This is a genomic window from Pseudomonas sp. S2_F03, from assembly GCF_054668335.1.
Genome location: NZ_CP162759.1, coordinates 417,652 through 436,229, shown reverse-complemented (window position 1 = coordinate 436,229; position 18,578 = coordinate 417,652). Strand labels below are relative to the sequence as shown.

Genomic DNA, 18,578 nt, shown 5'->3' with positions numbered 1-18,578 from the left:
GTCGTGGTCGAGGGAAGAGCGGTGCACGTTAATAACTAATCACTTGTTCGCATGTGGTGTTGAGCATATTAGATAAACAAAATCCGTCCGAAAGTTTTTATGAATATTCGGAATGAATGGTTCGTTTTTAATTTTGATAGTTGCTATGGGGGTGCAGGTCACGTTATTCGCTGCCTGTGGGGTCGGTAGGGTAGGGCTTTTGATATTCATGCTGGCGCGCCAAGTATCAATTTTTTATGGTGTATTACTTGCATTACAAATGCAGGATTATTTGTTTTAGGGCCGTTGTATTAATTGAAACTTCGACGGGGTGCTTGCGTTTTTTTAAAACATTAACGGTTGTAATACACCCGCAAAGTCATCGGGGCTTCTACTCGCGACCCTTTTGTGTTCCCTTGCTGAAAAACGCCTCGACTGTCGTAAAAACGACCTGTTTACGCCGAACGCGAAGCATCGCGACTTTTCTGTTGAACGACTGTTCAGCTTCGACTATGTTGGTGGCCACCTCCCCGGCTGGTTGCGCGGGCTTGCGTTTCTTCATTTCGAACGAGGCACTGGCATGCGGTTTTCACCCTTTGTTGAGCGGATTTCAGGCGACGGTGTCGCCGCCTGGGATATTCACAATGCAGCCTTTGAAGCCCTGCGCCGTGGTGAGGATGTGATCATTCTCAGTGTCGGTGATCCGGATTTCCCCACACCCGATTTCATCACCGATGCCGCCATCGAAGCGCTGCGCGAAGGCGACACTCACTACACCGAAATCGCCGGGCGCCAGGCCTTGCGCGAAGCCATCGCCGCTCGCTACAGCCCGCTGTTCGACCGTGAGATGGCAGCGCCCAATGTCATCGTCGCGGCCGGGGCGCAGAACGCGCTGTTCATCACGTCGATGTGCCTGCTCAACACCGGCGATGAAGTGATTGCCCTCGACCCGATGTACGTGACGTACGAGGCCACACTCAAGGCGTCCGGTGCGACGCTGGTGCGGGTGCCGTGCTCGGCGGATTCCGGTTTCAGGCTCGATGCCGCTGTGTTGGCCAAGGCCATTACCCCGCGCACCCGGGCAATTTTCTTCTCCAACCCGAACAACCCCACCGGCGTGGTGCTCAACCGCGAAGAGCTGCAAGCCATCGCCGATCTCGCCATCGAGCATGACCTGTGGGTCGTGGTCGATGAGGTCTACGAAAGCCTCGCGTTCGAACGCGAACACCTCAGTCTCGCGGCGTTGCCGGGCATGGCCGAACGCTGCGTGGTCATTGGCAGTCTGTCGAAGTCTCATGCCATGACCGGTTGGCGCATCGGCTGGATCGTCGCCGCACCCGCCCTGATCGAGCACGCCGAAACCCTGGTGCTGAGCATGCTGTATGGCTTGCCGGGGTTTGTCATGGAAGCGGCGCTCAAAGCGGTGCAGGCCCACGACGACGTGACCCACGGCATGCGCGAGATCTATCGCCGTCGTCGTGATCTGGTGGTCGCGAGCCTGGCGGATTGCCCGGGCATTTCAGTGCTCAATCCCGATGCCGGCATGTTTGTGCTGGTGGACGTGCGCGACACCGGGCTGGCCTCGCTGGAGTTCGCCTGGCGCCTGCTGCGCGAGGCGCGCGTGTCGGTCCTCGATGCGGCAGCGTTTGGCGAACCCGCGCAAGGTTTTGTACGGCTCTCGTTCACCCTGGGTGAAGAGCGACTGGCCCAGGCTTGCCAGCGTATTCGCGATTTTGTCCTGGTGTTGAAAGGTGAGGTTCCACGGCCCGTAATCAGCCGCGTTACTTGTGAGGCAACCGTTGCACCGGTTGCGGCCAAGACCATGATCGAGGTCGATGGCCTGCACAAACGCTTCGGCAATATCGAAGTGCTCAAAGGCGTTTCCCTGACGGCTCGCGAAGGCGATGTGATCTCCCTGATCGGCGCCAGCGGCTCGGGCAAAAGTACCTTGCTGCGTTGCATCAACATGCTCGAAGTGCCGGATCAGGGGCGGATTCTGGTGGACGGCGAAAGCATCAAGCTCAACCACGACCGTCCCGGCGCGCCGCTGGTGTCTGACGCCAAACAGTTGGTGCGGATCCGTTCGAGCCTGGGCATGGTGTTTCAGAATTTCAATCTCTGGCCCCATCGCACGGTGCTGGAAAACCTCATCGAAGCGCCGACCCAGGTCCTGCGTGAAAGCCGTGCCGAGGCCACCGAACGGGCCGAAGCGTTGCTGGAGCGTGTCGGGCTGGCGGCCAAGCGCAACGAGTACCCGGCGTTTCTCTCCGGGGGCAGCAACAACGGGTGGCCATCGCCCGGGCCCTGGCCATGCGGCCCAAGGTCATGCTGTTCGATGAACCCACCTCGGCACTCGACCCGGAACTGGTCGGCGAAGTGCTGCGGGTGATCCGCTCCCTCGCGGAAGAAGGCCGGACCATGATCCTGGTGACCCATGAGATGGCTTTTGCCCGCGATGTCTCTTCCAAAGTTGCCTATTTGCACCAAGGGCTGATCGAGGAAACCGGTTCGCCGGATGAAGTGTTCGTACACCCACGCAGTGAACGTTGCCGACAATTCGTCAACGCGCATCAGACTCGCTAATACATCATAAAAAGACGGGGAAAAATCATGGGAAATCGACGTTTGGCAAACTGGTTTACAGGCGCGGCCTGCTTGTTGCTGGCCGGCATGAGCGCGGCGCAAGCCCAACCGATCAGGTTCGCGGTCGCGGCCGAACCGTATCCGCCGTACACCGAAAAGCAGGCCAACGGTGAATGGAAAGGCTTTGAGGTCGACCTGATCCACAAGCTGTGCAGCGAAATGAAAGCCGAGTGCGAGATCAAGGAAGTGGCGTGGGACGGGATCATTCCGTCGCTGCTGGCGAAGAAGATCGACGTGATTTTTTCCTCGATGTCGGTGACCGAAGAACGCGAAAAACAGATCGCCTTCAGCAAGGCCTACTACGACTCGGTGATCGCGATTGTCGGTCCGAAGGGCACGTCCGTTAAAAAGTACCCGGATGACCTCAAGGGCAAGACCATCGGCGTGCAGAACTCGACGGTCAGCGCCAGTTTCCTGAAGACCTACTACGAGAAAATCGCCGACGTTAAGTATTACGACACCCAGGACTCGGCCAACGCCGACCTGATTGCCGGCCGCATCGACCTGATGATGGCGGACGGCACGGCCATGGCGGCTTTCGTACAGACGCCGGATGCCAGCAACCTGGCCTACCTCGGCGCGGTGCCCTATGACCCGATCTTCGGCAAAGGTGTGGGCGCCGGCCTGCGCAAGGATGACACCGAGCTCAAGGCCAAACTCGACAAGGCCATCCAGGAACTGCTGGCGAGCAAGGACTATGACGACCTCTCCCAAAGCTACTTCGGTACCAGCGTAAAACCGACTTTCTGACCTCAACACAGATCCCTGTAGGAGCCGGGCTTGCCCGCGATGGGGCCCTCGAGGCCGCCCAAAAGCATCGCGGGCAAGCCATGCTCCTACAGAGGTAGGTGATGCCGTGAACGTCGCTAACTGGAGAGTGAAATGCCAGCAATGTTCGAGTTGATCAACTTCAGCGAGCAAGGATGGGGCGGTGCGCTGTTGAAGGGGCTCTGGATGACCCTGCAGATTTCGGCCGGGGCGTTTGTACTCGGGCTTTTGATCGGGCTGGTGGTGGCCTGCCTCAAGCTGAGTGCGCCCAAACCCATCGCGGCACTGATGCGCAGCTACACCACCTTGTTCCGCGCGGTTCCGGAGTTGTTGCTGATTCTCTTGCTGTACTACGTCGGCTCCATGCTCCTCAATTCGCTGATGACGCAGATGGGTTATGGCACCGTGGATGTCAGCGGCCCATTGGCGGCGATCGTGGTGCTGGGCCTGGTGCAAGGGGCTTACGCGTCGGAGATTTTCCGCGCGGCGATCCAGGCCATTCCGTTCGGCCAGATCGAGGCGGCCAAGGCGTTTGGCTTGAACGGCTTCGGCCTGTTCCGGCGAGTCACGCTGCCGATCATGGCGCCTTACGCAATGGCCGGGATGGCCAACTTGTGGATCAACCTGATCAAGGACAGCGCATTGATCAGCGTGGTCGGCACTAACGAACTGCTCTACACCGCCAAGCAAGGCGCGGGTTCGACGCGGCATTACTTGTTGTTCTACCTCACCGCCGCGGCGATGTATTACGCGGTGACACTGGTGTCCAACTACCTGTCTGGACGGCTTGAGCGACGCATCCGTCGCTGGATGCCTTTGGCTGAGTAAACGAAATGATTCCAGCGTGGATAATTGAATACGCGGCGCTGTTGGGCCGAGGGCTGCAAACGACCATCACCATCCTGTTGATCTCCAGCGTGTTCGGCTACGCACTGGCGGTGTTGGTGGCACTGGCGCGGATTTCAAAGAACCGGGTGATTGCCAAGGTCAGCCTGTTCTACACCAGCGTGACGCGCGGTACGCCGTTGCTGATCCAGATCTACATTTTCTACTACGGCCTCGGCAGCCTGTTTGCGCAGTTTCCGTTGATTCGCGGCAGCTTCCTCTGGCCGTACCTGCGTGACGGTTACTGGTACATCGTGTTTGCCCTGGTGGTGTCGGTAGGGGCTCTATGTCGGCGAAGTGATTCGCGGTGGCCTATTGGCGGTACCCAAGGGTGAGATGGAAGCGGCGTCGGCCTTTGGCATGACGGCGCGCCAGTCCCTGCTTCGCGTGCGCTTGCCTCGGCCCTGCGCTTGCTGTTGCCGACATTGGCCGGGGAGACCGTGATGCTTCTCAAGTCGACGGCGCTGGCCTCGACCATTGCCATTATCGATCTGCTGGGGGCCGCCAACGTGGTGCGGGCGCAGACGCTGCAAGTCTATGAGCCGCTGTTGCTGGTGGCCGGTGTGTATGTCTGCCTGACGTTCCTGATCGAGGCGCTGTTTGCCTTTGCCGAGCGGCGCGGGACGCCCGTGCGCAGGTCGGCGTAATGAGCACGACACGGATCGTCGACCGGTCGTTGCAAGGCATCGGCCTGTGCACGTTGGGTTATACGTTTCTGGCGTTGCAGGACGCCGCCATCAAATGGCTGGTCGCCGATTATTCGGTGGTCAGCATTCTGTTCTGGCGTGCGTTCGTGGTGGTGCTGGCCTGTCTGCTGGCGGGGCGGTTGCGCCTGGTCCAGCGCGCCTGGCACTCACCGAGCCGACGCTTGCTGGTGATGCGCGGGCTGCTGTCGATAGTGGCCTGGGTGTTGTATTACACGGCGGCCCGCGACCTGAGCCTGGCGGAAATGACCACCTTGTATTTCTCCGCACCGATCATGGTCACGGTACTGGCGACGGTGATTCTCAAGGAACGCGCCAGCGCGTGGCAGTGGGTCAGCCTGATCATCGGGTTTGCCGGTGTGCTCATTGCCTGTCGCCCCGGCAACATGACCGACCCGCTGCCGGTGGCGCTGACGCTGTTGGCCGCGGTGTGCTGGGCGTTCACCTACATTCAATTGCGCCAGGTGGATGAGCAGACATCCGTGCTGGAGCAGATGCTGATCACCAACGTGGTGTTTGTCATTTGCATGACAGTGGCCTTGCCCTGGACCTACACCCCGGCGCCGACCCCGGCCTGGCTGGGGATGCTCGGGGCCGGGCTGGTCGGCGGTATTGGTCAGTTTCTATTGTTCGCCAGTTTCCAGCGGGCCACCGCGACGTTGCTGGCACCGTTCGAGTACACCGGGCTGATCTGGGCGTTCCTGCTGTCGAGCCTGATCTGGGGCACGCTGATGGATGTGTCGCTGATGATCGGTGCCGGGCTGATCGCGGTCAGTGGCACCCTGGCGATGATCTTTGGTCGTCATCCCTCACACGACGTCGTCGGTGCTGAATGCTCCGTGACGCAGCCCCTTTATCCAGCAACGACAGATATGGAGGCCGTTGGCGGGGCTGAAGGTTTCGGGGTTCAGGCACCACTCGATCCAGAGTCCGTCGAGCATCGCCGATAAACCGATGGCGGCCAGGCGCGTGTCGTGGATCACGAACCCTTCGCTGGTTGCCATGTCATCGAGCAATTGGCGGAGCAGGTCGAGGTAGGCGCGATAGCTTTTTTCGTGGGACTGGCTGACGTGTTCGGAGTGACGAATCAGGCTCCAGAACACCACCCAGACGCCGAGCAGTTGCGGGTCCATGACCCGGGGCGAGAAGGAGCCGGTGAGGAAGGCGTCCATCTTTTCGGCAGGGGTGCCGGCCTGCTGGATTTCCTGGAGCAGGGCGGTGGTCAGTTCGCTGGCGATCTTTTGGTAGGTGTCGGCGATCAACGCATCGATGCTGCCGAAATGGTGATTGAGCAACCCTACGGACACGCCGGCTTCGGTGGCGATGCGACGCACGGAAATACCGGCGTGACCATCGCGCACCAGGCAACGCAGGGTCGCGGCAACCAGCATTTCGCGGCGTTCGTCAGGTTCGGCACGACGGTTTTTCGGGGCGGGGGTGGTCACACGCGAATCCTTGGGTGTATTGCCTGGTTCGCGAGCTTAGTTGAACGTGCGTTCAATCACCAGTCTCGACGCCGGCAATGCAGGTTTTTTAAACGTGGGTGACGCGGGAGGACAAACCGATGGCGCAGGATGTTTCGTTCAGTGTTCGCAACAATAACGGCGACGCGGTGCAGGTCGGTGCCTGGCGTTTCGAGGGCGATGGCAGTGGACCGACCGTGCACCTGCAAGCCGGGGTGCACGCCGATGAAATTGCCGGGATGCTGGTGCTGCATCTGTTGATGCAAAGCTTCAGGTCGCCGATGCCCACGGTCGGCTCAAAGGCAGCGTGACGGTGGTGCCGCAAGCCAATCCGCTGGGCATCGGGCAGTTTCGCCAAGGCCGGCTTCTCGGTCGCTTTCATGACGCCACCGGGCACAACTTCAACCGTTCTGTTCGACCAATCGGCGGCCATGGCCCAACCGTCGACCAGCGTTCAAGCGTGGCAAAAAACTGGTGCAACTGGCGGCGCCGGCACACGTGGTGCTCGATCTGCACACTCGATGACGAGGCGCTGCCCTACCTCTACGTTCACCGCCGTTTCTGGCCACGAGGCCGCGAAACTGGCCGCCGCGATGAAGATGGACGTGGCAATCATCTGGGATGACGGCGGCGATGGCTCCTTCGAAGAAACCATCATTGCGCCATGGCTGCGTGACGGCGTCACCGACCAGCGCATGGCCGCGACACTGGAGCTGCGCGGGCAGGGCGATGTCAGTGACCGGGTTGCCGAACAGGATGCCGACGGGTTGTATGCGTGGCTGGGCGGTTGCGGGGTCATCGACGAAGCGCTGACACCCGCTGACTGGCCCGTCGAGGCGATGGAAATGGGCCATATGGAAACCATTCTGGCGCCACAGCCCGGGGTGCTGATCTTCGAAAAAGAGCTCGGTGATTTCGTCGAGGAGGGGCAGCGCTTTGCGCGGATTCTACGGCGGCCGGGGATCCGTCCTCCGAAGTGGTGCTGCACGCCGAGCAGGAGCAGGGCGAATGGTCACCCGCTATCGGGATCGGCTGGTGCCTCAGGGCATGGTGGTGGCGAAATTCACCGGCAGCCGGGTCTCGCGCAACTGGAGCGGCGGGTTGCTCGACCCCTGACTAGGCCTCGTTGGCGAGTGTGGCGGCAACACCGCCCACTTTCACCACACGATCTTGAACAGCGGTGCGCCGTGGGGTTGTAAACTGCCCGCCTGATACGCGACAGCCCCTTACTCCTTTCAAGCACGAGATCCCCATGGCAAACCAAGACATCACGTTCACCCCGATCCAGACCAGGACTCCATCTCCTCCGACGTCGCCGGATTTGGCGGTCTGTTGGTCTCCACTCAGATTCCGACTCGCGCTGACGGCAGTCTGGAGTTGGGCGGCATCGTCGAGCAAAGCGAATGCACGCTGCAAGCGCTCAAAGTTGCACTGGAGCGCGCCGGCAGTTCGATGGATCGGGTGTTGCACCTGACCATCACCTCACCGACATGGCCGACCGCGCCGCGTTCAACGGGGTCTACAAGCGCTTCTTCGCCAAACCGTGGCCGGTGCTGCCGCTGTGGGTGTCGCCGCGCTGGCAGTCGAAGGCATGCGAGTGGAAGTCACCGCGATGGCGGCCAAGGCCTGATGCAGCAGAGAGTCTGAATGGTTGACCGCTGGGGCGAGTACAGCCCCAATCCCGGTGTTCTTTACGGGTGACCCGACAGCGGCGGGGTACGCGGGGGGATCATTCGCTTCGTCCCGGTCGCTTCAAACGCGGATGCCAGGCGCAGCAGCGACGAGTCGTCATAGGCGCGACCGGCAAAGGTCAAACCGACGGGCATGCCAATGTCCGGCATGACGCCCATCGGCACCGTGACCGTGGGAACGCCCAAGTGGCGGATGGCGAGGTTGCCGTTGGCGACCCAGACGCCATTGCTCCACGCGATGTCTGCAGACGCCGGATCGACATCGGCATTTGCCGGCCCAACGTCGGCGACCGTCGGAAACAGCACCGCATCGAGCCCCAGGCGATCCATCCACTCTTCAAGATCGATGCGGCGCGTGTGTTCAAGCCCACGCAAGCCATCCGGCACCGTGGTGATCTCGTTCCATGGCGTAATGCCGCGCTCGGCCATCCGCACATACTCGTCCATGCCGGCGGCAAGGTCGCCCTCGCGGTTGGGCAGGGTGCCGGGGTCGTGCGGGAAAATCAGCGGTCCGTCGACGTCGACCAGACGGTTCAATGTCGGGTCGCCGTTGGCCTGGAGAAAATCATCGAACGCCCAGGCTGTCAGGTCCCACAACTCGTGGTGCAGGAACTCTTTAGAGACAATGCCGCGATTGAACACGGTCGGCGCGCCCGGACGGTCGCCTTCGCAATTGGATACCAACGGGAAATCGACCTCGATGACTTCGGCGCCGGCGGCTTCGAGTGCCTGGCGAGCCGCTTCCCACAGTCCGATCACCGAGGCCCGGGTGTTGATTCGCTGCCCCGTTGGCCCGCCGATGCCCGGCGCTTCGCTGGTGCCTGCTTCCAGGTCCTTGTTGATGTACATGCGGGGCACGCCGAAACGCTTGCCGGCCAGTGCGTCAGGCTTCGCCGCCAGCTCGTGATAAGAGGCCGGGCGTACCGAGGTGACGCTCGGAATCGGCACCCAGGGCTGCATCCGCCACAGGTCGCCGCGGGTGTCGGGGTCTTCGGCCACGACCACGTCAAGCACTTCAAGCAGGTCGGCCATGGTTCTGGCAAACGGCACGACAACGTCCATGGTCGGGGTCAGCGGCCAGTTGCCGCGCACCGAAATCACCCCGCGCGATGGCGTGTAGGCGCACAAACCATTGTTCGAAGCGGGACCGCGTCCACTCGACCAGGTTTCTTCGGCCAGGCCAAACGCCGCGAAACTGGCAGCGGTGGCCGTGCCGGCACCGTTCGACGAACCCGAGGCGAACGGCGCAGTGAGGTAGTCAGCGTTGTACGGGCTTTCGGCGCGGCCATAGACCCCGCGTTGCATGCCGCCGTTGGCCATGGGCGGCATGTTGGTCTTGCCCAGGCAAATGGCGCCGGCACCGCGCAGCCGCTCGATGGTAAACGCATCGCGATAAGCGATCAGGTTGACGAAGGCCGGGCTGCCGGACGCGGCGGTCAGGCCCTTGACCAGATAGCTGTCCTTGGCCGTGTAGGGGATGCCATCGAGTGGCCCCAGCGTTTCGCCTTTGGCCCGGCGGGCATCGGATGCCTGCGCTTCCTTGAGTGCGTCGGGGTTACGCACCACGACCGCGTTGAGGGCGGTGGGTGTGTCCGCACCGTCGTAGGCATCGATCCGGGCGAGATAAGCATTGACCAGCTCAACCGCGGTGGTCTGGCCGGATTCGAGCGCAGTGCGCAGTTGCGCAATGGAAACCTCGGTTACCTCAATCATGCTGTCACCGCCGACGGCTGGGAGACGTGGGATTTCGGAGCATCACTTGGCTCGAAAATGGGTGTTCCATATCAATTCTCGTTGCACTGCATTACGCGACAAGGGCTGGACGGGTGACCTGAGCGTCGCATTTTGGCATCAAGCCGGGAGCAGGGGAAACGCCCGGCAACTATCATGAGGCGGGTAAAAACCATCATGAAGAAGGTGACGACCATCATGAAGAAGGAAGCGAGCGCTGAAAAGGATGGCGAAGGGCAAAGTGGCGGCCTCTGAGCTGATAGACGCGAGAATCAAGGAACTGAATGATTGGCGGGGCGAAACACTCGCCAGAATCCGGGCGCTTATTCGCCAGGCCGACCCCGAGGTGGTGGAGGAGTGGAAGTGGCGCGGTGTGCCGGTGTGGTCTCACGCTGGCATCATCTGCACCGGCGAGACGTACAAAAGCGTCGTCAAAATGACCTTTGCCCAAGGCGCTTCGCTGGAGGACCCTTCGGGTCTTTTCAACTCCAGTCTTGAAGGCAATACCCGACGAGCCATTGATGTGCATGAGGGTGAACAGCTGGATGAAACGGCATTGCAGGCACTGATTGGCGCTGCCGTGGCGCTCAATCTTTCGCGGGTGGCGGCTCGGCGAAAACCGGCCAAATGAACACGCGAGGCCGCTAAATCAAGTGTCTCATGGTGATACCAATTGGCCATCAACTCCGTTAGAGTGTGCGCCGCCCGAGAGACGGATCCCGGGCACATTCTTATGGAGTTTTTCAGTGAAGTACCTCAGCAAAGTTGTTGCCGTCGCTCTGTTTGGCCTGGTTCTGGCGGGTTGCACCGGCACCCCGATGAATACCCAGCACTATGAAAGCAGCCAATACACGGTCCTCGGCCATAGCGAAGCAACCGCCACTGGCCTGCTGCTGTTCGGCGTCATCCCGATCCAGCAGAACAACCGTTTTATCCGCGCGCAGGACGCCGCGATCAAAGCCAAGGGCGGTGACGCGATGATCAACACCCAGGTGCAGGAAAACTGGTTCTGGGCCTGGGTCCTGACCGGTTACACCACCAAGATTTCCGGTGATGTGGTCAAGCTGAAAAACGTACAGTAAGCGCCGGAGCCTGCCGTTTGGCGGGTCTGCGTTGACATGAAAAAGCCCGGCTTGGCCGGGCTTTTTCGTCTGCGGTGTTTGCCGATCTGAAAACCGGGCGCGGTGCTCAGCCTCCGGCCAGCAACCGCTCGATCTGCGTCAGTTCCCACGCGCTGAGAAAACTCACCGGGTCAGTGCCAAAACGTTGCCAGCTATCGAAGTCACCCTCGCGGCCATCGGGGCTGAGGCAATACTGGCAGCGGCGCAAATGAATGCCATCGACATCGAGCGTCAGGCGCCAGCCTTCGATATCGACCTGCACCTGAGCGGGTTCGGGCTGTTCATCAAGGCGCAGAAAAGGGCGGATGCCCAGTGCGGCGTCACGCAATGTCTGGTAAACCTCGCGGGCGGTCAGCGGTGGCACAGGTGTCTCCAGTGAAAGGTCGGTCAGGCGCCGATGCGCGCGGCACAGGATAGAGTCTGCGCCCGAGGCTGTCAGCGGCTACCCCGCCGTTTCTTAAGCGACCGTCTGCGGACGCCGAATCGGCTGACCCTCTTCCTCGCGCAACTGAGCGCTCATGTCGTTGCAGCTTTGCGACCAGTCCGTCAGCCACGTCGGCATCGGCGGCGACTGCTCGTCCAATCCCAGCTCACGGGCAAACTCGCCGGGTGCCACCGTGCCTTTGCCTGTGCGGAACACACCGCGCATCACCACCACTCCGATCACACGCCCTTTGCTGACAAAACGGTGCTCCATGAAGCTCCACTTGTCGTCCCAGCCCAGCATCCGCGTGTGAATCTCGAACGCTTCGAACAGCTTCAACTCACGACGGAACTTGCCCCAGGTGTCCCCGACGATCGGCACGGCCTTGTTACGCAGCGCCACGCGGAATGCACCGCTGCGAAGCACGTAATCCATGCGCCCGAGATCGGCCAGGGTGAAATAGCGACCATTGGTGACGTGGCGATTGAGGTCGAGGTCGAGCGGCCAGACGCGCAGACGGATAACCGTGGTGGCCATGGCGTCGACCGGCTTGCGCCACGGACGACGAAACAGCATGAGGAGCAGTCGGAACCAGAGATTCATAAGTACGCCGATGATTGAATGATCGGTGCACTTTATGCAGCGGGGATCGGGTAAGGTAGGTGCACAAATGACTTTTTACATGCGATATGCGCAATTGGATCATTTATGCACGTCACGCTTTTATTGACCAACCAATGTTCTGCCGCCAGCGCCACGATGGCGCTGGAAGTGCTCAGTGCCGCCAACCTGTTTGCGGACACGGCCAGCTCGCCGTTTGAAGTGGTCATTGCCTCTCTGGACGGTGAAGAGGTTGCCGCGTGGGGAGGGCAGACGCTGCGCGTGGACCAATCCACCCGCGAGATTGCGCAGACTGATCTGGTGCTGATTCCCGGTTTTCTCTTCACCCTCAAGGATGCCTTGCCGGCCTTTTTGGCGTATGGACCCTGGCTGCGTAAACAGCACGCTCAGGGCGCAGTGGTGGCGTCGATGTGTACCGCGGCGTTCATGCTGGCTGAAGCGGGTTTGCTCGACGGCGTTCGAGGCCACCACGCACTGGGCGTTTGCCGACCCGTTTCGTCGCCGCTATGCCGACGTTTGCCTGGACGACTCGCAGATCATCTGCGAGGACAATCGTCTGGTCACCAGCGGTGGCGCGAGCGCGGCCATGGACCTGTTGCTGCACCTTGTGCGCCGGTTCGCGTCGCTGGAGCTGGCGCAGAAATGTGGCAAATATTTGCTGGTCGACAGTGTGCGCAGCGAGCAGTCGGTGTATGTGATGTGGTCACTGCCCAAGCAGCATGGTGATGCCGGCATCCTGCAGGTTCAAAACTGGCTGGAGCAGCACTTTGACCGTTCAGTGATGATTGATGACGTCGCCCGGCAGTTCGGATTCGGCATCCGAAACTTCAAGCGGCGTTTCAAGGACGCGACGGGGTACACGCCGATTACTTACCTGCAAACGCTGCGGCTGGAAAAGGCCAAACAGCTGCTTGAGACCACTCGCATGACCCAGGACAGCATCACGTATGCCGTGGGCTACGAAGATGGCAATTCTTTCCGTAGACTTTTCCGCCAGCGAGTGGGCTTGCTGCCTGCGGCTTACCGGAAGAAGTTTCAACCGGGCGCCCACTGATTGACGCGCCTGGCCTTACACCATTGGGAACAGAACATGCACAAAGCCGCCGTACTCACCTTGTCCTTGCTGCTTGGCGCAGGGGTGTTGAGCCTTCAGGCACACGCGGCCGGCGATGCCGAAGCGGGGGCGACGCTGTTCAAGCGGATCTGCGGGGGATGCCATCAGGTCGGTGAGTCGGCACGGGGTTCATTTGGTCCGCAGCTCAACGGCATCTTTGGACGACATTCCGCCAGCACCACGGACTACCAATATTCCGATGCGATGAAAGCCGCCAACATCATCTGGACCCGCGAAACACTGACCGCGTACCTCGAAGACCCGAAAAAAGTGGTCCCGGGCACCCGCATGATTTTCTGGGGGCTCAGCGATCCGGAAAAGATCGAAAACCTGCTGGCGTACCTGCAAACCTTTCAGCCGCAGTAGCGCCTTGCAAGATCAGGCACTCAGCCGGCGTTCGATTCCAGGTGCTGTTTGACCACGTCCAGCACTTCGTTCGGCGCTTCACGATGGGGGACGTGATGACGGTTTTTCAGGATTACGCTTGTGCTCGACGCCGTTCCCAGCATGGCAATCCGCTGCGGGTGCAACACGGACCCGTACTCGTCGTTCTCGCCATGTAGCGCCAGCAACGGGCACTGAATCGAGGCTGCGCTGCTTTCGAGGGTCCATTGCTCGAAGGCCTTTGATAACCAGGTCTCTGTCCAGGCAGACAGCACCCAGGCGGCCTTGTCGCCGTGGTACTTGTGCAACCGCTCCATTTGCCCCGCCTCCTTGAACTGGGCCTTGGCAATGCGAATGCCGTTCAACGTCCGGTCTTCAACAAATGCTTGAGCCGACTCGGTGATCAACGACTGGCAACTGTGCGGATACAGCGCCGCGCACGTCGCCGCCATTGCCCCGCCAACGCTGTGACCGAAGGCCACGAACCGGTCGATTTGCCATTGATCGCGAAGCAGCGGAAAGAAGCATTCAGCTTCATCCCGAATAAATCGAGTGGGCAGGTCACCGGGGTAGGCATCGGACTGCCCGAAGCCGAGCCGGTCGTAGGCGACAACTATGCGCCCCGTGGCCTGGCACAGTTGTTCTGGAAAATCCCGCCACAGTGCGACGCAACCCAGAGAGTCATGAAACAGAATGATCGGTGGCTGGGCCGTTTCGGCACGCTCGCCGGCAGGCGACCAGCGTTGGGAGAACAAACGACCGTGAGGCGTCTCGATCCAACGGGTTTCTTCACTGACAAACAACGGCATTGCTGACCTCGACCTGGCGCTCAAGCGGATAACAGATCACGCAGCGTACCCGTTTTGAACCAGCGCTTGAATAGCTGCCGGAAGAGAAGAGGGTCCCTTCCGGCAGCTCCGGAGCTGATCAGGCTTGTGCTGCGCTCACCCCGCCAGTCGCCGTGGATTTTTTGCGCACCGATTGATACAGCAGGCTGGACACCATGAAGCCGATAATGGCCAGCACGCTCATCAGGCTGAAGACATAGTTGTAACCCTGTTCACCGGGGAAGTGATCGAGGATGGCGCCATAGATGACGTAGGCGAACATGCCCGGTGCGTAGCCGATCAGGCAACCGATGCCGAAGGCCGAGCCGGTGATGTGTTGAGGAATGCCGACTTCACCCATGGGCGCCCAGAACACGCCGCGCATTGAGAACACGATCAGCGCGAACGACAGGGTGGCGGCCATGCCCGCGTAGATGAAGCTCGGGCTTTTCGGGATCAGCATGATGACGCCCATCAAGGGCAGCAGCGCCAGGAAGGCCCACTTCAGGTAGCGGCTGGTGCTCTTGAACTGTTTGTCAGCGATGAAGCCGCCGGCAGGGCTACCGAGGATCTTGAGAAAGTACTGGTTGATGATGCCGTAGGCGCCCACCAGTGCCACGGGCAACCCGTACATTTCCTTGAGGTAGGGAATGAAATAGGTCAGGCCGCAGTAGACGATGTAGACCATGAACACGTTGAGGCTGACCAGCCAGATACCCGGCACCTTGATCGCCTCGACCAGGTTCGCCAGGCCGTTTTTCGGTTTGGCCACCGACTGCGCGGTGCCACCCTTGAGCAGGAACCAGGTGACGGTCCCGGCGAGGATGTCGATCACCGAGTAAAACAGGATGGCCGATTTCAGGCCGGCTTCGCCCGACCCCATGGCGACGAACACGCCCAGCGCGGAAAAAGCCACCAGGGTATCGATCACACCACGTCCGCCTTCCAGCAGGCCGAACAACCGGCCTTGTTCCTGATCGTCACCCAGGTTGCGAATCGCCTTGAGCAGCGAAGGCCAGAAGATGCAGTCGGCACAGACCGCCAGCAGGCTGAACACGATCAGCAGGTTGCTGAAGGGTGGAAAGGTCGCCAGGTACAACCCCAGACCACCCGTACCGATCAGGCCGATGGGGATCAGTTTGCGGGTATCGTAGCGATCGGCGAGCAGCCCGCCGACGACGAACAACGCCGTGGCAATGATGGCGTTGGCACTCAGCAGCATGCCGATTTCAGTGTGGGTCAGGCCCATGAATTCCTGCATGGGCACATAGAAGGCGTCCTTGAGGTTCGCCAGTTTATAGATGGTACCGCCACCGAGGATGAGGATCAGGAATCTGAACCATTTGGCCTTGTTTTGAATTGTCATTATTGTTCTCCGGGCGTATCGGGTCGTCAGGTTCAGGCGTGGGAGGAGTGGGCCAGGGTCAGTTCGGCCAAGGTGCGAAGTTCGGCCAGCAAGCTGCGCACATAGGCCACCTGGTTGTTCGCCCAGCGGTGTTCATCGGCGAGCATTCGCTCAAGCGAGTAGCCATTGGGGAGCGGTGTGTCGCTCATTTCCCGATAGGCAATGAAGGGGTCAGTCGCCTCGTCGGTCTGACGGAAGGCCGGGGCCACATAGTGGTTTTCCTGCTCAAGAATGAATGCGATCACCTGAGGAGTGGCTGCGTCGCCCAGCATCAACAGTTCGAACAGCATGCGAGCGCTGGGCAGGTCGTCTTCGACGCTGCCCTGCAGCACGCCGTAGTGGCCAAAACCGTTTTGCTCGGGCACAACGCGCACGCCCTTGAGGTGGGTCTGGCGGATGTGTGGCGCCAGATTGCGCAGCGCCTGTAAAGGCTGCTCGCAGGCATTGATCATGTTGCCGAAGTCGAACAACGCGTGCAGGCGAGGGTGGTCGAGCCGCTTGAGCAATTGCGCGATCTCGCCGCTCTTGAGTTCTTCATGCTGCTCGAAATCGAAGTACAGGTCGTGCTCGTCGGCCTGCTGAGCGAGGTAGTGCAGGTCGGTCTCGATCACGTCCATGACGCGCGACAGCGCGCCCTCATAACGTGAGTAAACGCGGATGTTGCGTACTCCCAACGCCCTGGCGATGGCGATCACCTGGTCGACATCTTTTTTCAGTGTGCTGCTGATTTCCAGGTGCACATCCAGCCCCAGCGCCTTGGCCTTGTTGGCAAATGCTTGCAGTTGCTCGGGGGACATTTGGCTCAGGCTGTTTTCCTCACCGTCCAGCAAGTGCAGGCTCAGCCCCTGCAACTCGTGGCGATAGGCGAAGTCCAGCAGGTCGGCGGGGGTGACGCGGCCGTGGGTGAGATTGGTCAGCAGCGGGTAGGCGTGGGCAAACAGGCGCATATGCCCCAGACGTTCGAGCAACTGCCGGGCCAGTGCTTCGGTCAGTACCGGGGCTGTACCGTCCTCGACCACGTTGTGGCTCAGCAAGGCGTTGAATCGTTCCTGGATCTTATTGTTCATTAGAGTCGTTCCTGGTTCAGACACCGGGTCTACCGGCGCAGCCTTTATCGCGCCAGTCAGGAACTCTCGATAGATCCATTATCAGTTAATTCATAAGACCACTTGCCTTGCTTCAAGTGATTTGCGGCAGGCACCCGATTGCGGACAAGGCCCGGGCCAGCGCTTCGACGCGTTCGCGGGCCTGGTTTTCCGACGTACCGGCAAAGCCGATCAACAGGGCCGGCGGCAGGACATGCGTGATGCGGTAGTCGCTCAGTGCATAGGTGTGGATGTTGTGTCCGGCCAACGCCTTGGCGATGGCGTCGTCATCGAGCTCGGTCGGCAGCCAGGCGATCAGGTGCATGCCAGCCTCCACCGGGGTGATCTTGAAGAAGTTGCCGAGCTGCTTTTCGAGCTGCTCGATCAATGCCTGCTGGCGAGCCTGATACAGCGCACGCATGCGACGGATATGCCCCAGGAAGTGGCCTTCGACCATGAAGTCCGTCGTCGTTGCCTGAAGCAGGGTGGGCGGGCTGCGATCCATGACCGCGCGCAGGGTGCAGAAGGGTTCGACCAGGGCTTTTGGCAGAATCACGTAACCCAGGCGCAGCGACGGGAACAGTACTTTGCTGAAGGTGCCGACGTAGATCACCCGGGCCATCTGGTCCATGGCGTAGAGCGCCGGAAGGAGGCGGCCGCTGTAGCGAAACTCACTGTCGCAATCGTCCTCGATGATCCAGCTCTGATGTTGCGCGGCCCAGTCAATCAGGGCCTGGCGTCGCGCATAGCTCAGGGTGACGCCCAATGGATGCTGGCGAGAAGGGGTGGTGAACACCAGGCGGGCGTCGGGGCACTCGTCCAGGCCTTGCTGGACATCGATGCCCTGTTCATCGATACGCAACGGCACCACGCGGGCGCCTTGGGCTTGCAAGGCAATGCGCGCGGCGATGTGGCCCAGGTCTTCCATCCAGACGCTGTCCTGCGGATTGAGCAGCAACATGCCCAGCAGGTTGAACGCTTGCTGCGCACCGGAAACGATCACCACTTGCCCGGCATCACAGTCGATGCCACGGGCGTCGAACACGTATTCGGCAATCGCCGTGCGAAACGCCTGCAAGCCTTGCAGCTCGCCATAGCCGAGCATGGCCTTGGTCGGCTTCAGCAGGTGGCGGTTCATCAGGCGTCGCCAGATGGCTTGGGGGAAGGCATCGTAAGTGCTGTGGCTGGGCAAGAAGGAGGTCGGGGTCGCGGGGTCCCAGTCGGCATAAGACACCCCGCGAAAATGATCGCTACGCAGCGACAGCATCGACTGGCTCAAGTCGGACAGGCGCGGAGGCGGGCGCTGTTGCCCATCGTCGGTGATACCGCGATTTTCCCACTCGTTGCCGACATAGGTGCCGGCGCCGGTGCGCGAGGCCAGGAAACCTTCAGCAATCAGTTGATCGAACGCATTGAGAATGGTGATCCGCGATAGCGCCAGTTCCTTGCTCAGGGTCCGGGTCGACGGCAAGCGCACGCCGCCCTGGAGCCGGCCACTGAGTACCTGTTTGCGAATCTGCAGGTACAACTGGCGGTACAAGGGGATGGCGCTGGCACGGTCCAGTTCGATAGCCGACAGCAGCAAACCTGCGGGGGATTTCATGACATGGCTCGTCTGGGTGGAGGAGGGGTTTACCGTCGGGCGACGTGGCGTGCAAGGGTATCGAGCGACGCCGGATAAGTCATCCACCCCGGGAGTTTGTCATTTTACGCTCGCGGCTCAGGCGTCATGG

At 60.7% G+C, this 18,578-nt stretch carries 13 protein-coding genes and 6 pseudogenes; 11 read left to right on the top strand and 8 right to left on the bottom strand.

The genetic code is table 11. The annotated features are described in order from the left end of the window. The first annotated feature begins 559 nt into the window (after positions 1–559). The 5 genes and pseudogenes from AB4N76_RS02080 to AB4N76_RS02060 all read left to right on the top strand — a co-directional run bounded on the left by AB4N76_RS02080 (position 560) and on the right by AB4N76_RS02060 (position 5,929). Positions 560–2,562, top strand: a pseudogene (locus AB4N76_RS02080) (aminotransferase class I/II-fold pyridoxal phosphate-dependent enzyme). A 27-nt stretch (positions 2,563–2,589) separates the two neighbouring features. Beyond that, positions 2,590–3,372, top strand: coding sequence for a transporter substrate-binding domain-containing protein (locus tag AB4N76_RS02075; protein ID WP_046030438.1), 783 nt, complete (start codon positions 2,590–2,592; stop codon positions 3,370–3,372). A gap of 132 nt (positions 3,373–3,504) precedes the next feature. Further along, positions 3,505–4,218 carry an ABC transporter permease gene (locus tag AB4N76_RS02070; RefSeq protein WP_046030435.1) on the top strand — a complete coding sequence of 238 codons (714 nt, stop codon included), beginning with the start codon at positions 3,505–3,507 and terminating at the stop codon, positions 4,216–4,218. Positions 4,219–4,223: 5 nt separating this feature from the next. Further along, positions 4,224–4,922, top strand: a pseudogene (locus tag AB4N76_RS02065) (ABC transporter permease subunit). Next, positions 4,922–5,929 (top strand): DMT family transporter, encoded by a 1,008-nt coding sequence (locus tag AB4N76_RS02060; RefSeq protein WP_460164054.1) that lies wholly within the window; start codon positions 4,922–4,924, stop codon positions 5,927–5,929. Before AB4N76_RS02065 ends, AB4N76_RS02060 begins: the two are co-directional and overlap by 1 nt. On the opposite strand, the pseudogene AB4N76_RS02055 reads toward AB4N76_RS02060, so the two are convergent. Beyond that, positions 5,885–6,370 (bottom strand): annotated as a pseudogene (locus AB4N76_RS02055) (TetR/AcrR family transcriptional regulator); the annotation flags it as partial. The gene AB4N76_RS02060 and the pseudogene AB4N76_RS02055 overlap by 45 nt on opposite strands. Before the next feature lie 173 nt (positions 6,371–6,543). Between AB4N76_RS02055 and AB4N76_RS02050 the strand changes: the two are divergent. Beyond that, positions 6,544–7,558, top strand: a pseudogene (locus AB4N76_RS02050) (M14 family metallopeptidase). Between the two features lie 136 nt (positions 7,559–7,694). Continuing rightward, positions 7,695–8,072 (top strand): annotated as a pseudogene (locus tag AB4N76_RS02045) (RidA family protein). 61 nt (positions 8,073–8,133) lie between these two features. Here the strand turns inward: AB4N76_RS02045 and AB4N76_RS02040 are convergent. Further along, entirely contained in the window at positions 8,134–9,846 is a 1,713-nt protein-coding gene (locus tag AB4N76_RS02040; protein ID WP_046030430.1) for an amidase, read from the bottom strand. A gap of 244 nt (positions 9,847–10,090) precedes the next feature. Here AB4N76_RS02040 and AB4N76_RS02035 point away from each other — a divergent pair, with 244 nt between their 5' ends. Then, entirely contained in the window at positions 10,091–10,495 is a 405-nt protein-coding gene (locus AB4N76_RS02035) for a DUF1801 domain-containing protein (RefSeq protein WP_460164053.1), read from the top strand. A 115-nt stretch (positions 10,496–10,610) separates the two neighbouring features. Beyond that, positions 10,611–10,946 (top strand): hypothetical protein, encoded by a 336-nt coding sequence (locus tag AB4N76_RS02030; RefSeq protein WP_046030429.1) that lies wholly within the window; start codon positions 10,611–10,613, stop codon positions 10,944–10,946. A 106-nt stretch (positions 10,947–11,052) separates the two neighbouring features. Here AB4N76_RS02030 and AB4N76_RS02025 read toward each other — a convergent pair whose 3' ends face one another. Next, positions 11,053–11,349 carry a DUF7693 family protein gene (locus AB4N76_RS02025; RefSeq protein ID WP_046030428.1) on the bottom strand — a complete coding sequence of 99 codons (297 nt, stop codon included), beginning with the start codon at positions 11,347–11,349 and terminating at the stop codon, positions 11,053–11,055. A 93-nt stretch (positions 11,350–11,442) separates the two neighbouring features. Then, the gene (locus AB4N76_RS02020; protein WP_460164052.1) at positions 11,443–12,012 is read right to left on the bottom strand and encodes a thioesterase family protein; all 570 of its coding nucleotides are present in this window, start codon (positions 12,010–12,012) and stop codon (positions 11,443–11,445) included. Between the two features lie 105 nt (positions 12,013–12,117). Here AB4N76_RS02020 and AB4N76_RS02015 point away from each other — a divergent pair. Both AB4N76_RS02015 and AB4N76_RS02010 read left to right on the top strand, forming a co-directional pair. Further along, positions 12,118–13,084 (top strand): annotated as a pseudogene (locus tag AB4N76_RS02015) (GlxA family transcriptional regulator). A gap of 36 nt (positions 13,085–13,120) precedes the next feature. Then, positions 13,121–13,510, top strand: a complete 390-nt coding sequence (locus AB4N76_RS02010) for a c-type cytochrome (protein ID WP_460164051.1) — start codon at positions 13,121–13,123, stop codon at positions 13,508–13,510. Positions 13,511–13,530: 20 nt separating this feature from the next. Here AB4N76_RS02010 and AB4N76_RS02005 read toward each other — a convergent pair whose 3' ends face one another. From AB4N76_RS02005 to pdxR, 4 genes are all read right to left on the bottom strand, one after another. Continuing rightward, positions 13,531–14,337: an alpha/beta fold hydrolase gene (locus tag AB4N76_RS02005; RefSeq protein ID WP_460164050.1), complete on the bottom strand. Its 807-nt coding sequence runs from the start codon at positions 14,335–14,337 to the stop codon at positions 13,531–13,533. Between the two features lie 118 nt (positions 14,338–14,455). Then, positions 14,456–15,721, bottom strand: coding sequence for an MFS transporter (locus AB4N76_RS02000; protein WP_460164049.1), 1,266 nt, complete (start codon positions 15,719–15,721; stop codon positions 14,456–14,458). A 32-nt stretch (positions 15,722–15,753) separates the two neighbouring features. Further along, positions 15,754–16,827, bottom strand: coding sequence for a sugar phosphate isomerase/epimerase family protein (locus tag AB4N76_RS01995; RefSeq protein ID WP_460164048.1), 1,074 nt, complete (start codon positions 16,825–16,827; stop codon positions 15,754–15,756). A 112-nt stretch (positions 16,828–16,939) separates the two neighbouring features. Continuing rightward, on the bottom strand, positions 16,940–18,448 hold the full coding sequence (gene pdxR / locus AB4N76_RS01990; protein ID WP_460164047.1) for a MocR-like pyridoxine biosynthesis transcription factor PdxR: 1,509 nt from the start codon (positions 18,446–18,448) through the stop codon (positions 16,940–16,942). Positions 18,449–18,578: the final 130 nt, after the last annotated feature.

What these genes read in the sequence shown, in the direction of transcription:
- AB4N76_RS02075 (WP_046030438.1), top strand. Translation starts at nt 2,590, where the DNA reads ATGGGAAATCGACGTTTGGCAAACTGGTTTACAGGCGCGGCCTGCTTG.
- AB4N76_RS02070 (WP_046030435.1), top strand. Translation starts at nt 3,505, where the DNA reads ATGCCAGCAATGTTCGAGTTGATCAACTTCAGCGAGCAAGGATGGGGC.
- AB4N76_RS02060 (WP_460164054.1), top strand. Translation starts at nt 4,922, where the DNA reads ATGAGCACGACACGGATCGTCGACCGGTCGTTGCAAGGCATCGGCCTG.
- AB4N76_RS02040 (WP_046030430.1), bottom strand. Translation starts at nt 9,846, where the DNA reads ATGATTGAGGTAACCGAGGTTTCCATTGCGCAACTGCGCACTGCGCTC.
- AB4N76_RS02035 (WP_460164053.1), top strand. Translation starts at nt 10,091, where the DNA reads ATGGCGAAGGGCAAAGTGGCGGCCTCTGAGCTGATAGACGCGAGAATC.
- AB4N76_RS02020 (WP_460164052.1), bottom strand. Translation starts at nt 12,012, where the DNA reads ATGAATCTCTGGTTCCGACTGCTCCTCATGCTGTTTCGTCGTCCGTGG.
- AB4N76_RS02010 (WP_460164051.1), top strand. Translation starts at nt 13,121, where the DNA reads ATGCACAAAGCCGCCGTACTCACCTTGTCCTTGCTGCTTGGCGCAGGG.
- AB4N76_RS02005 (WP_460164050.1), bottom strand. Translation starts at nt 14,337, where the DNA reads ATGCCGTTGTTTGTCAGTGAAGAAACCCGTTGGATCGAGACGCCTCAC.
- AB4N76_RS02000 (WP_460164049.1), bottom strand. Translation starts at nt 15,721, where the DNA reads ATGACAATTCAAAACAAGGCCAAATGGTTCAGATTCCTGATCCTCATC.
- AB4N76_RS01995 (WP_460164048.1), bottom strand. Translation starts at nt 16,827, where the DNA reads ATGAACAATAAGATCCAGGAACGATTCAACGCCTTGCTGAGCCACAAC.
- pdxR (WP_460164047.1), bottom strand. Translation starts at nt 18,448, where the DNA reads ATGAAATCCCCCGCAGGTTTGCTGCTGTCGGCTATCGAACTGGACCGT.